This window comes from Pseudomonas sp. SWRI50 (assembly GCF_014269095.1).
GTDB lineage: Bacteria > Pseudomonadota > Gammaproteobacteria > Pseudomonadales > Pseudomonadaceae > Aquipseudomonas > Aquipseudomonas kermanshahensis.
In genome coordinates this window covers 13,306-26,712 of sequence record NZ_JABWRW010000035.1, presented here as the reverse complement: position 1 = coordinate 26,712, position 13,407 = coordinate 13,306, and the positions used below count along the sequence as shown (strand labels likewise).

At 61.1% G+C, this 13,407-nt stretch carries 11 protein-coding genes; 2 read left to right on the top strand and 9 right to left on the bottom strand.

Translation table 11 applies throughout. The annotated features are described in order from the left end of the window. Position 1: 1 nt before the first annotated feature. On the bottom strand, positions 2–628 hold the full coding sequence (gene rlmE, locus HU750_RS25245; RefSeq protein WP_027595031.1) for a 23S rRNA (uridine(2552)-2'-O)-methyltransferase RlmE: 627 nt from the start codon (positions 626–628) through the stop codon (positions 2–4). 102 nt (positions 629–730) lie between these two features. On the opposite strand from rlmE, the gene HU750_RS25240 reads away from it, so the two are divergent. Further along, positions 731–1,039: a YhbY family RNA-binding protein gene (locus tag HU750_RS25240; protein WP_027595032.1), complete on the top strand. Its 309-nt coding sequence runs from the start codon at positions 731–733 to the stop codon at positions 1,037–1,039. A gap of 12 nt (positions 1,040–1,051) precedes the next feature. Here HU750_RS25240 and HU750_RS25235 read toward each other — a convergent pair whose 3' ends face one another. The 8 genes from HU750_RS25235 to grpE form a co-directional block, all read right to left on the bottom strand. Then, positions 1,052–1,501, bottom strand: a complete 450-nt coding sequence (locus HU750_RS25235) for an MFS transporter (RefSeq protein ID WP_081717511.1) — start codon at positions 1,499–1,501, stop codon at positions 1,052–1,054. Next, positions 1,479–1,961 (bottom strand): transcription elongation factor GreA, encoded by a 483-nt coding sequence (gene greA / locus HU750_RS25230; RefSeq protein WP_008098898.1) that lies wholly within the window; start codon positions 1,959–1,961, stop codon positions 1,479–1,481. Before greA ends, HU750_RS25235 begins: the two co-directional genes overlap by 23 nt. After that, complete coding sequence (gene carB, locus HU750_RS25225) at positions 1,958–5,179, bottom strand: carbamoyl-phosphate synthase large subunit (RefSeq protein WP_027595035.1); 3,222 nt, start codon at positions 5,177–5,179, stop codon at positions 1,958–1,960. The genes greA and carB overlap by 4 nt, the downstream gene beginning before the upstream one ends. Before the next feature lie 106 nt (positions 5,180–5,285). Beyond that, positions 5,286–6,422, bottom strand: coding sequence for a glutamine-hydrolyzing carbamoyl-phosphate synthase small subunit (gene carA, locus HU750_RS25220; protein WP_027595036.1), 1,137 nt, complete (start codon positions 6,420–6,422; stop codon positions 5,286–5,288). A 323-nt stretch (positions 6,423–6,745) separates the two neighbouring features. After that, positions 6,746–7,549, bottom strand: coding sequence for a 4-hydroxy-tetrahydrodipicolinate reductase (dapB, locus tag HU750_RS25215; RefSeq protein WP_027595037.1), 804 nt, complete (start codon positions 7,547–7,549; stop codon positions 6,746–6,748). A 13-nt stretch (positions 7,550–7,562) separates the two neighbouring features. After that, on the bottom strand, positions 7,563–8,693 hold the full coding sequence (dnaJ, locus tag HU750_RS25210; RefSeq protein ID WP_027595038.1) for a molecular chaperone DnaJ: 1,131 nt from the start codon (positions 8,691–8,693) through the stop codon (positions 7,563–7,565). A 197-nt stretch (positions 8,694–8,890) separates the two neighbouring features. Beyond that, a complete protein-coding gene (gene dnaK, locus HU750_RS25205) occupies positions 8,891–10,816 on the bottom strand; it encodes a molecular chaperone DnaK (RefSeq protein ID WP_085274240.1) in 1,926 nt (641 codons plus the stop codon). Between the two features lie 101 nt (positions 10,817–10,917). Next, complete coding sequence (gene grpE, locus HU750_RS25200) at positions 10,918–11,472, bottom strand: nucleotide exchange factor GrpE (protein ID WP_186683017.1); 555 nt, start codon at positions 11,470–11,472, stop codon at positions 10,918–10,920. 193 nt (positions 11,473–11,665) lie between these two features. Here grpE and recN point away from each other — a divergent pair, with 193 nt between their 5' ends. Then, entirely contained in the window at positions 11,666–13,339 is a 1,674-nt protein-coding gene (gene recN, locus HU750_RS25195; protein ID WP_099455350.1) for a DNA repair protein RecN, read from the top strand. The last annotated feature ends 68 nt before the right edge of the window (positions 13,340–13,407 follow it).

Below are 13,407 nucleotides of genomic sequence, written 5' to 3'. Positions count from 1 at the left end.
TTCACACGCCTTTGAAACCTTTACCCAGCAGGTACTGCTCACGCGAACGATCCCGCGAAGACGACGGCTTACGCATCTGTACCTTGTCGAACTTGGTGCGCACGTCCTTCAGGTACATGTCGAAGCCTTCGCCCTGGAAAATCTTGATGAGGAAGTCACCACCAGGCTTGAGCACGCGGGTTGCCAGGTCCAGTGCCAATTCGCACAGGAACATGGCGCGCGGCATATCCACTTCAGGCGTACCACTCATATTGGGGGCCATGTCGGAAATCACAAGGTCTACATGAGAATCACCGACTGCGTCGAGGATCTGCTGCAGGACTGCATCCTGGGTGAAGTCGCCTTGAATGAAGGTAACGTCAGGGATCGAGTCCATTTCCAGGATGTCGGAGGCGATCAGGCGCCCTTGGCCACCAATCAGACGACTGGTCACCTGCGACCAGCCACCCGGGGCTGCGCCGAGGTCGATCACACTCATGCCAGGACGGATCAAACGGTCCTTTTCCTGGATCTCAAGCAGTTTGTAGCTCGCACGCGAGCGGTAGCCATCCTTCTGCGCTTGCTTCACAAAAGGGTCGTTAAAATGCTCTCGCAGCCAGTTAGCGCTGCTTTTGGAACGTTGTACCACGGGGCACCTCGATGATATGCGTCGTGATTGACTGGGCGGAGCCAGGGGCCCTCGGGTAAAATGCCTGTCAATTTTACAGAATCAGACGGAAAGGGTCAGATTATGCCGCTCAATAACGAGCAGAAGAAGCAATACAAGTCCATTGGTCATGACCTGAAGCCGGTCCTGATCGTTGCTGGCAACGGTGTTAACGAAGGCGTTGCCGCCGAACTGGAACGCGCACTCGCCGATCATGAACTGATCAAAGTCGAGATTCGCTCCGAAGATCGTGAAGAACGAGCCGCCGCCATTGCCGAATTGTGCAAGGTTGGCCGCGCCGAACTGGTGCAGACCATCGGCAAGAAAGCGCTGATCTACCGGAAGAACCCACAGCCGAACAAACAGCTGTCCAACATCCACCGCTTCAAATAATAGCGGCTCCGATCAGTGGCGCGCCTGGCGCGCCCTGACCGGTACGGGTTGGGCCACCAGCACGATGCCGGAAAAACCCAGTACCAGGAAACAAAACATCTGCCAGCGCTCGCCCACTGAAATGCCGTAGCGCAAGGTGTAATACCCCACACAAGCACCGAAGCCGAGCAACAGCATCTGGCCACGGAACTGCCGCCACCAGGCAGACAGCCCCTCTACCCTCGCCAATACCGCCAGCTGGGTCAACAAGCCTAGCAAGGCCACGCCAATCAACCAGCGGTCGATCTGCCCAGCGACATCCTGCACCAGCAGGGGCGCCAGGCCAGTGACCTTGAGCGCGGGCACCAGCCCCACATGAAACACCCACAAGCCGCCGACCCAGAACACCTGGGCCAGCTGCCAGAGGATCCCTTCAAGGGATGGCGCCCGCAGGCGCCGATCAGATGTGTTTGACTTCGACAATCTCGTACTCGACCGTGCCACTTGGCGTCTTGACGACGACGGTATCACCTTCTTCCTTGCCGATGATGGCACGGGCAATGGGTGCGCCGCTCGAAAGCTTGCCCTGTTTCACGTCGGCTTCATCCTCGCCGACGATCTGGTAGGTCACTTCATCATCGGTTTCGGTGTTGGCCAGCACCACGGTGGTGCCGAAAATCACCTTGCCGGTGTGAGGGATCGTGGTCACGTCGATCACGACCGAGTTCTGCAGGCGGCCTTCGATGTCGCGGATACGCGCCTCGACCATGCCCTGCTCCTCACGGGCGGCATGGTATTCGGCGTTTTCCTTGAGATCGCCCAGCTCGCGCGCCTCACCAATCGCCTGGCTCAGGCGCGGGCGCTCGGTCTTGCTCAGGAACAGGTGCTCTTCTTCCAGGGCGCGAGCGCCCTGGACGGTCATCGGGTACTTGGTAATGCTCATGCTTTAAGTCCTGCATGCAGATCTTGCAAGCGACGAACGGTCTTCTCAGGACCAAACTTCAACGCTTCGCAGATGGCTTCACCGGCCGCAATGGTGGTGGTGCAGTAAATCTTGTGCTGCAGCGCATTGCGACGAATCGAGTAGGAATCAGCGATCGACTGACGGCCTTCGGTGGTGTTGATGATCAGCGACACTTCGTCGTTCTTGATCATGTCGACCACGTGCGGGCGACCTTCGGTCACTTTGTTCACACGGCGCACTTTCAGGCCAGCCGCCTCGATAACCTTGGCGGTGCCGGCAGTGGCAACCACTTCGAAGCCCAGGGCGATCAGGTCGCGGGCAACGCCAGCCACTTGTGGCTTGTCGTCGTCACGCACGCTGATGAACGCAGTACCGCCGGTCGGCAGCACTTCGCTGGCACCCATCTGGGCCTTGGCGAAGGCTTCACCGAAGCTGTCACCAACACCCATGACTTCACCGGTCGATTTCATCTCAGGGCCGAGGATCGGGTCAACCCCTGGGAACTTGGCGAACGGGAAGACGGCTTCCTTGACGCTGTAGAAGTTCGGGATGATTTCTTTGGTGAAACCGATCTCTTTCAGGGTTTTGCCAGCCATGACGCGGGCCGCGATCATCGCCAGCGAAGTGCCGATGCACTTGGAGACGAACGGTACGGTACGCGAGGCGCGCGGGTTGACTTCGATCACGTAGATCTTGTCGCCCTGCAGGGCCAGCTGCACGTTCATCAGGCCGACCACGCCCAGCTCCAGGGCCATTTTCTTGACCTGTTCGCGGACTTCGTCCTGCACATGAGCCGGCAGCGAGTACGGTGGCAGCGAGCACGCCGAGTCACCGGAGTGCACACCCGCCTGCTCGATGTGCTGCATGATCGCGCCGATCACCACGTCGGTGCCGTCGCAGACCGCATCCACGTCCATCTCGATGGCGCAGTTGAGGAAGTGGTCGAGCAGCACCGGGCTGTCGTTGGACACTTGTACCGCTTCACGCAGGTAGCGCTTGAGTTCGTCCAGTTCGTAGACGATTTCCATGGCGCGACCCCCCAGTACGTACGACGGGCGCACGACCAGTGGGTAACCGATACCGCCCGCAGCGCGGATCGCTTCTTCTTCGCTGCGCACGGTAGCGTTTGGCGGCTGCAGCAGGTTCAGGCGCTGAACCATCTGCTGGAAGCGCTCACGGTCTTCGGCACGGTCGATGGCGTCCGGGCTGGTACCGATGATCGGTACGCCAGCTTCTTCCAGGGCACGGGCCAGTTTCAGCGGGGTTTGGCCGCCGTAGTGCACGATGACGCCTTTCGGCTTCTCGACGCGGCAGACTTCCAACACGTCTTCCAGGGTCAGCGGCTCGAAGTACAGGCGGTCGGAGGTGTCGTAGTCGGTGGAGACGGTTTCTGGGTTGCAGTTGACCATGATGGTCTCGTAACCGTCTTCACGCAGGGCCAGCGCCGCGTGTACGCAGCAGTAGTCGAACTCGATACCTTGGCCGATACGGTTAGGGCCGCCACCCAAGATCATGATCTTGTCGCGGGTCGACGGGTTGGCCTCGCACTCTTCCTCGTAGGTCGAATACAGGTAGGCAGTGTCGGTGGCGAACTCGGCGGCGCAGGTGTCGACGCGCTTGTAGACCGGGAACACTTCCAGCTTGTGACGGTGGCGACGCAGGTTCTTGTCGGTGATACCGAGCAGTACGGCCAGGCGCTGGTCCGAGAAGCCTTTGCGCTTGAGGCGCAGCATCAGGTTTTTGTCGATGGCCGACAGGGCCAAGGTCTTGACCTTCTCTTCTTCCTTGATCAGGTCTTCCATCTGAACCAGGAACCACATGTCGATGCCGGTCAGGGCAAAGATTTCTTCGCAGGTCATGCCCGAACGCATGGCGTCAGCGACATACCAGATACGCTCGGCACCCGGCACGGTCAGTTCGCGCTTGAGGATGCTGGCAGCTTCTGGGCTGGCCAGGTCGACTTTCGGGTCCAGGCCGCAGGCACCGACTTCCAGGCCGCGCAGGGCTTTCTGCAGGGATTCCTGGAAGGTACGGCCGATGGCCATGACTTCACCCACAGATTTCATCTGGGTGGTCAGGCGGGCGTCGGCTTTCGGGAATTTCTCGAAGGCGAAGCGTGGCAGCTTGGTGACGACGTAGTCGATCGACGGCTCGAACGACGCCGGGGTGCGGCCGCCGGTGATGTCGTTTTGCAGTTCGTCGAGGGTGTAGCCGACGGCCAGCTTGGCGGCGATCTTGGCGATCGGGAAGCCGGTAGCCTTGGAAGCCAGGGCCGACGAACGCGATACGCGCGGGTTCATCTCGATCACGACCATGCGGCCGGTGTTCGGGCAGATACCGAACTGCACGTTGGAACCGCCGGTTTCGACACCGATTTCACGCAGCACCGCCAGCGAGGCGTTGCGCATGATCTGGTATTCCTTGTCGGTCAGGGTCTGCGCTGGCGCAACGGTGATCGAGTCACCGGTGTGCACGCCCATCGGGTCGAAGTTTTCGATCGAGCAGACGATGATGCAGTTGTCCTTCTTGTCACGGACCACCTCCATCTCGTATTCCTTCCAGCCGATCAGCGATTCGTCGATCAGCAGCTCTTTGGTCGGCGACAGGTCCAGACCACGGGCGCAGATTTCTTCGAATTCTTCACGGTTGTAGGCGATACCACCACCGGTGCCGCCCATGGTGAACGACGGGCGGATGATGCACGGGAAGCCGAGCTTCTCGAGGACCGCATTGGCCTCTTCCATGCTGTGGGCGATACCGGAGCGCGGGCACTCCAGGCCGATGTCCTTCATCGCCTTGTCAAAGCGCGAGCGGTCTTCTGCCTTGTCGATGGTGTCGGCGTTGGCACCGATCATCTCTACGCCGAACTTTTCCAGAACGCCATGGCGCTCCAGGTCCAGGGCGCAGTTCAGCGCGGTCTGGCCACCCATGGTCGGCAGCACCGCGTCTGGGCGCTCTTTTTCGATGATCTTGGCCACCGACTGCCATTTGATCGGCTCGATGTAGGTGGCGTCGGCCATGTCCGGGTCGGTCATGATGGTGGCCGGGTTGGAGTTCACCAGGATGACGCGGAAACCTTCCTCGCGCAGGGCTTTGCAAGCCTGGGCGCCGGAGTAGTCGAATTCGCAGGCCTGGCCGATCACGATCGGGCCAGCGCCGAGAATCAGGATGCTTTTGATGTCTGTACGTTTTGGCATGGTTGTCACTCAAATCCGCGGGTCAGTCGGCAAGCCGTCTTGAACAATCTGGGTCAGGCGCTTCCGGGCGCGGCGCAAGCCGGCCCGGGGCCTTGATGCAGGATGCTCAGCGGCGCTTGGCCATGGCATCGGTGAAACGATCGAACAGTGGCGCGACGTCAGTCGGGCCTGGGCTCGCTTCAGGGTGGCCCTGGAAGCTGAACGCGCTCTTGTCGGTGCGCTCGATGCCCTGCAGGGTACCGTCGAACAGCGACTTGTGGATGGCGCGGACGTTGCCCGGCAGGGTGGCTTCGTCGACGGCGAAACCGTGGTTCTGGCTGGTGATCATGACCACGCCGGTGTCCAGGTCCTGGACCGGGTGGTTGGCACCGTGGTGGCCGTGGCCCATCTTGACGGTCTTGGCGCCGGAGGCCAGGGCCAGCAGCTGGTGGCCGAGGCAAATGCCGAACACCGGGATCTCGGTTTCAAGGATTTCCTTGATTGCCTGAATCGCGTAGTCGCAAGGCTCCGGATCGCCAGGGCCGTTGGACAGGAACACGCCATCGGGGTTGAGCGCGAGCACTTCGCTGGCCGGGGTCTGGGCAGGCACCACGGTCACGCGGCAGCCACGGGCCACCAGCATGCGCAGGATGTTCAGCTTGACGCCGTAGTCGAAGGCGACCACGTGGTACGGCAGCTCGGAAGCTTCGATGGTTGGGTGGCTGTCGGTTTTCAGTTCCCACACGCTGGAGCGCCACTCGTAGCGCTCTTTGGTGGAGACGACCTTGGCCAGGTCCATGCCCTTGAGGCCTGGGAAGCCGCGGGCGGCGGCGATGGCGGCTTCTTCGCTGATGTTGTCACCGGCGAGGATGCAACCGTTCTGAGCGCCCTTTTCACGCAGGATACGGGTCAGGCGACGGGTGTCGATGCCAGCGATGGCGACGACGTTGTTGGCCTTGAGGTAGTCCGGCAGCGACTGGGTGTTACGCCAGTTGCTGGCCAGCAGCGGCAGGTCACGGATGACCAGGCCGGCAGACCAGACACGGTTCGACTCGGCGTCTTCCGGGGTAGTACCGGTGTTGCCGATGTGCGGATAGGTCAGGGTAACGATTTGCTGGGCGTAGGAAGGGTCTGTAAGGATTTCCTGGTAGCCGGTCATAGCGGTGTTGAACACCACCTCACCAACGGTCTGACCGTCGGCACCGATGGCTTCACCGCGAAAAATACTGCCGTCGGCAAGGGCGAGTATGGCTGGCTTTGTCAAGAAGACCTCCCGTAAATCAAGCATGAAAGGGCGATCGCAGGTTGCAAAAAAGCGGAGTGACGTATGGACACGTCACCCCGCTTTCATGTGCTGAATTCAATTCGCTGCGCGCTTTTAGTGGACACACTAAAGCTGTAGCTTACAGAAAAGTGCTTTTTGGGTCTACCGTATATGTGCCTCTAAAACACATGATTGCGACAGGGGGTGCCTTGCACCCCATCGCCGGCAAGCCGGCTCCCACCAGTCAGCACCAACCCGAAGGCTTGCACTCCCCCGTGGGAGCCGGCTTGCCGGCAATTGGGCCATCAGCAACTCAGCAAGGATCAGTGCAGCCCCAGAACGTCCTGCATGTCGTACAGGCCCGGCTCCCGCCCGTCCAGCCACAGCGCGGCACGTACCGCGCCCTTGGCGAACGTCATGCGGCTCGACGCTTTGTGGGTGATCTCCAGGCGCTCGCCTTCAGCAGCGAACAGCACGGTGTGGTCACCCACCACATCACCGGCACGCACGGTGGCGAAGCCGATGGTCTTGCGATCACGCGCGCCGGTCTGGCCTTCACGGCCATACACCGCCACTTCCTGCAGGTTACGGCCCAACGCATTGGCAACCACTTCGCCCATGCGCAGCGCAGTACCCGACGGCGCATCGACCTTGTGACGGTGGTGCGCTTCGATGATCTCGATGTCGACATCATCACCCAGCACCCGCGCCGCCATGTCCAGCAGCTTGAGGCTGAGGTTGACGCCCACACTGAAGTTGGCAGCGAACACGATCGGGATTTCCTTGCCCGCGTCAGCCAGCAATTGCTTCTCTTCGACGCTGAAACCGGTGGTGCCGATGATCATCGCCTTGCCGTGCTTGCGGCAGAAGGCCAGGTTTTTCAGGGTTACCGAAGGGTGGGTGAAGTCGATCAGCACATCGAATTCGTCGGCAACCTTGGCCAGGTCATCGGACAGCAGCACGCCGATCCGACCGAGGGCCGCCAGCTCACCTGCATCAGCCCCGACCAGCGAGCTGTCAGGGCGATCGATCGCCGCCGTCAACCCGGCTCCTGGCGTTTGCTGCACGGCCTCGATGAGGGTTTTGCCCATCCGCCCTGCTGCACCCATCACTGCAATACGTCGCATCGCTATTTCCTTGTCAGAGATCGCCGAAGAAGCGCTTTACACCGTCGAACCAGCCACTGGCCTTAGGCGAATGGGAGCTGTCGCCTTCGAGCGAATCACGCAGCTCTTCGAGCAGCTCGCGCTGACGACGGCTGAGGTTGACCGGGGTTTCCACCGCCACACGGCACAGCAGGTCACCGGCACCGCCACCGCGCACCGGCGCAACACCCTTGCCACGCAAGCGGAACTGCTTGCCGGTCTGGGTACCTTCCGGAATCTTCAGCTTCACGCGGCCATCGAGGGTTGGCACTTCCAGCTCGCCACCCAGCGCTGCATCGGTATAGCTGATCGGCACTTCGCAGTACAGGTGCTTGCCATCACGCTGGAAGATCTCGTGCTCACGCACATTGATCACCACGTACAGGTCGCCGGTCGGGCCACCGTGGGTACCGGCCTCGCCTTCGCCCGACAGGCGAATGCGGTCGCCGGTATCGACACCTGCCGGCACCTTGACCGACAGCGTCTTGTATTCCTCGACACGGCCTTCGCCATGGCACGAATTGCAAGGGTCGGTAATGATCTTGCCCTGGCCATGGCAACGCGGGCAGGTCTGCTGCACCGAGAAGAAGCCTTGCTGCATACGCACTTGGCCAATACCGCCGCACGTCGGGCAGGTCGACGGGGTCGAGCCCTTCTTCGCGCCAGAACCGTCGCAAGGCGTGCAATTGACCAGCGTCGGCACGCGGATACTGACCGTGGTGCCACGCACCGCTTCTTCCAGGTTCAGCTCCAGGGTGTAGCGCAGGTCGCTGCCACGCTGGGCACCACCACGACCGCCGCCGCGGCCGCCGCCGCCACCGAAGAAGTCACTGAACACATCACCAAAGATGTCAGAGAAGTTGGCGCCGCCGAAGCCTGCACCACCGCCGCCCATGCTTGGGTCGACGCCGGCGTGGCCGTACTGGTCGAACGCCGCGCGCTTGCTGGCATCAGACAGCACTTCGTAGGCCTCGTTGGCCTCCTTGAACTTGTCTTCCGACTCTTTGTCGCCTGGGTTGCGGTCCGGGTGGAACTTCATCGCCAGGCGGCGATAGGCCTTTTTCAGGTCAGCTTCACTGGCGCCGCGCTCGACACCCAGGACCTCATAATAATCACGCTTGGACATAGGTCATTTGCACCTTGTTGGGCGTTCGGCATCTGCGCCGCGCCATCAGCACCTGCCCAAACACCACGAATGGCCCTGACAGATGCTGTAAAAATTCTCGAATTCCAGATACGCCAACGCGGGAGCAAGCCCCCGCGCGGCGACATCCTACCAGCTCACCGACAACCGCCGGTGAGCTGGCCGACAACATGCAACGATTACTTCTTGTCGTCGCCTTTTACTTCTTCGAACTCGGCGTCAACCACGTCATCGTGCTTGGCTTCCGGCTCGGCCTGCTGCGCGCCGCCCTGAGGCTGTTCGGCCGACTGCTCGGCGTACATCTTCTGGGCAACCGGTGCCGACACCTTGGACAGCTCTTCGACCTTGGCATCGATCGCGGCCTTGTCGTCGCCTTTTACAGCGGCTTCCAGGGCAACGACTGCAGCTTCGATGGCAGTTTTTTCTTCAGCGGTAACCTTGTCACCTGCATCTGCAACCATCTTGCGGGTCGAGTGAACCAGCGCGTCACCCTGGTTACGGGCACCGGCCAGCTCTTCGAACTTGCGGTCTTCCTCGGCGTTGGCCTCGGCATCACGCACCATTTTCTCGATTTCTTCGTCGGACAGGCCGGAGTTGGCCTTGATCACGATCGACTGGGTCTTGCCGGTGGCCTTGTCTTTCGCGCCGACGTGCAGGATGCCGTTGGCGTCGATGTCGAAGGTCACTTCGATCTGCGGAACACCACGCGGTGCTGGCGGGATGTCAGCCAGGTCGAACTTGCCCAGCGACTTGTTCTGCGAAGCTTGCTTACGCTCACCCTGCAGCACGTGAATGGTCACTGCGCCCTGGTTGTCGTCGGCAGTCGAGAACACCTGCGACTTCTTGGTCGGGATGGTGGTGTTTTTCTCGATCAGCGCGGTCATCACGCCACCCATGGTTTCGATACCCAGGGTCAGCGGGCTGACGTCCAGCAGCAGAACGTCTTTGACGTCACCGGCCAGAACGGCACCCTGGATAGCGGCGCCCATGGCGACGGCTTCGTCCGGGTTGACGTCCTTGCGTGCTTCCTTGCCGAAGAAGTCAGCAACGGTTTTCTGTACCAGCGGCATACGGGTCTGGCCACCGACCAGGATCACGTCGTCGATCTTGCTGGCTTCGATGCCAGCGTCTTTCAGCGCGATGCGGCAAGGCTCGATGGTGCGCTGCACCAGCCCTTCTACCAGCGACTCCAGCTTGGCGCGGGAGATCTTCACGTTCAGGTGCTTAGGACCGGTGGCGTCTGCAGTGATGTACGGCAGGTTGACGTCGGTCGACTGAGCGGAAGACAGCTCGATCTTGGCCTTTTCCGCGGCTTCTTTCAGACGCTGCATGGCCAGAGGGTCGCCCTTCAGGTTCATGCCGGACTCTTTCTTGAACTCCTCGACCAGGTAGTCGATCAGCAGCATGTCGAAGTCTTCGCCACCCAGGAAGGTGTCACCGTTGGTCGCCAGTACTTCGAACTGGTGCTCACCGTCGACTTCGGCGATTTCGATGACCGAAACGTCGAAGGTACCGCCACCCAGGTCATAAACGATGACAGTGTGGTCGCCCTTGGCCTTGTCCATGCCGTACGCCAGTGCAGCAGCGGTCGGCTCGTTGATGATGCGCTTGACGTCCAGACCGGCGATGCGGCCGGCGTCTTTGGTAGCCTGGCGCTGGCTGTCGTTGAAGTAGGCCGGAACGGTGATGACCGCTTCGGTGACAGGCTCGCCGAGGTAGTCTTCGGCGGTCTTCTTCATTTTCTTCAGCACTTCGGCGCTGATTTGCGGCGGTGCCATTTTCTGGCCGTTAACTTCAACCCAGGCGTCACCGTTGTCGGCCTTGGCGATCTTGTACGGAACCAGCTGAATGTCTTTTTGCACGACATCCTCTTCGAAGCGGCGGCCAATCAGGCGCTTCACTGCGAACAGGGTGTTGTGCGGGTTGGTGACAGCCTGGCGCTTGGCCGACTGACCCACCAGGATTTCGCCATCGTTGGCGTACGCCACGATCGAAGGGGTAGTACGCGCACCCTCGGCGTTTTCGATGACTTTGACGTTACCGTTTTCCAGGATGGAGACGCACGAGTTGGTGGTCCCCAGGTCGATACCGATGATTTTACCCATGTTAAATCTCCCGAAACTTGAATTTGGTAGCAGCGACTACTTTGGCCAACTGCGGTAATACTTGAAGGCTTGACACCTAGATGGGGTTGCCCCGGCGGATTTCAAGCCTGTTCATTGATCGAAGGCTGAGCTGCGCTTGGCGCCTTGCTGACCACCACCATGGCGGGGCGCAGCAGGCGGCCGTTGAGCAGGTAGCCTTTCTGGAACACGTTCAACACGCTGTTCGGCTCTACTTCGCCGTTTTCCTGCATGGCCATGGCCTGGTGGTGCTCTGGATTGAACGGCTCACCATGCGGATCGACGACTTCGAGGTTGTAGCGCTTGAGGGTGTCCTGGAACATCTTGAGGGTCAGCTTGACGCCTTCACGGATGGCCTTGACCTGCTCATCTTCGTCACTGGAATGCGTCAGGGCCAGTTCCAGGCTGTCGATCACCGGCAGCAGGTCGCTGGAGAACTTCTCCAGGGCGAACTTGTGGGCCTTCTCGACATCCTGCTCGGCGCGGCGGCGCACGTTCTGCAAATCGGCAACAGCGCGCAGCGACTGATCCTTGGCGGCGGCCAGCTGTTCCTCGAGCTCCAGAACACGGGCGCCGACAGCATCTGCACCGGTTTCTTCGACGTTAAGGTCTTTCTCATTCAGCTGTTCGTCAGCCATTGGGTCTCTCCTGCGCAAATTTCTGGATTACGAGCCAGGCTCGCCTTTGTTGTCGGCTATATGGGGCCGGAAAAACCAGCTTCAAGGGGCAGCGTGGTTTTCCGGGCCACATGAGAATCTGTGAGCGGGCATTGTCAGGGTGGAAAAAAGTACTGTATAAATAACCAGACCTGAACCTTCGGGAGCCGCCCCCATGCTGGTGCACCTGTCCATTCACAACTACGCCATCGTCGAACACCTCGACCTCGAGCTTGCCCGCGGCATGTCCGTCATCACCGGCGAGACCGGCGCAGGCAAATCGATCATGCTCGACGCCCTCGGCCTGGCCCTCGGCGACCGCGCAGACAGCGGCGTGGTGCGCCCCGGTGCAGACAAGGCGGACATCCTCGCCACCTTTGACCTGGCAGACATCCCCGAAGCCCGCACCTGGTTGGCCGAGCGTGACCTGGACAACGACGGCCCGTGCATCCTGCGCCGGGTGATCACCGCCGAAGGCCGCAGCCGTGGCTACATCAATGGCACGCCTTGCCCGCTCAGCGACCTCAAATCGCTTGGCGAACTGCTGATCGACATCCACAGCCAGCACGAGCACCAGTCGCTGCTCAAAACCGACACCCATCGGCGCCTGCTGGACGAATACGCCGGCGCCATCGACCTGGCCCGCCAGGTGCAACTGGCCGCCAAGCGCTGGAACCAGACCCGCCTGGAGCTGGAGCGCCTGTCCAATTCCGGTGATGAGCAACGCGCCCGCCACCAGCTGTTGAGCTATCAGCTCGAGGAGCTGGACAACCTCGGCCTGGGCGAAAACGAGCTGGTGCAGTTGGAGCAGGAACACAAAAACCTGACCAACGCCGAAGCCCTGTTCGGCATCTGCCGCCAGGTCATCGACCAGTGCAGCGAGAGCGACTCGGGCAACGTGCTCAGCGCCCTCACCTCCAGCCTCAATCGGCTGGGTGCCGCCACCAACTCACCCAAGGCACTGGGCGAAGCCGCCAACCTGATTGCCAGCGCGCAGATTCAGGTCGAAGAAGCCGTGGGCGAGCTCAACCGCTTCCTGGATCACTTCGACGCCGACCCCATGCGCCTGCAGGCCTTGGAAGAGCGCCTCGACACGATCTACACCCTGGCCCGCAAACACCGCGTGCACCCCACCGAACTGCCGCATCTGCAGCAGCGCTTGATGGAAGAGCTGGAAGGCTTGAACGCCAGCGACGAATCGATCGAACGCCTGGGCGAAGAGCTGGCCGCCTATGCCCAGCACTATAAAGAGCGGGCTCGCGAGCTGAGCGCCTTGCGCCAGCAGGCCGCGCAACAGTTGGCGGTCGCGGTCGAGCAAGAAGTCCAACGCCTGGGTATGCCGGGTGGGCGCTTCTGCATCGAGCTTACCCCCAACGAAGGCAACGACCTGTCGCCCCACGGCCTTGAGCAAATCGAACTGCTGGTGAGCGCCAACCCCGGCCAGCCACTCAAAGGCCTGGCCAAGGTCGCCTCGGGTGGCGAGCTGTCACGCATCAGCCTGGCGATCCAGGTGATCACTGCACAGACCTCGCGCATCCCCACCCTGGTGTTCGACGAAGTCGACGTCGGCATCGGCGGCCCCACCGCCGAGATCGTCGGCCAACTGCTGCGCCGGCTGGGTGACCGCGGCCAAGTACTGACCGTGACTCACCTGCCACAGGTCGCGGCACAAGGGCATCACCACCTGTTCGTGCACAAGGTGCGCCACAGCGACACCACCCACACGGCGGTGGCCAGCCTGGGTAAACGCGAACGGGTCGAGGAAGTGGCGCGCATGCTGGGCGGCATCGACCTGACCAAGGAATCCCTGGCACATGCACGCAAGATGGTAGTCAGCGGCAAGGCTTAGTGACTGGCCTATGCATTAACTGCTTAATGGACTGGCCTACACCTCACCTGCTTAATGACTGACCTATG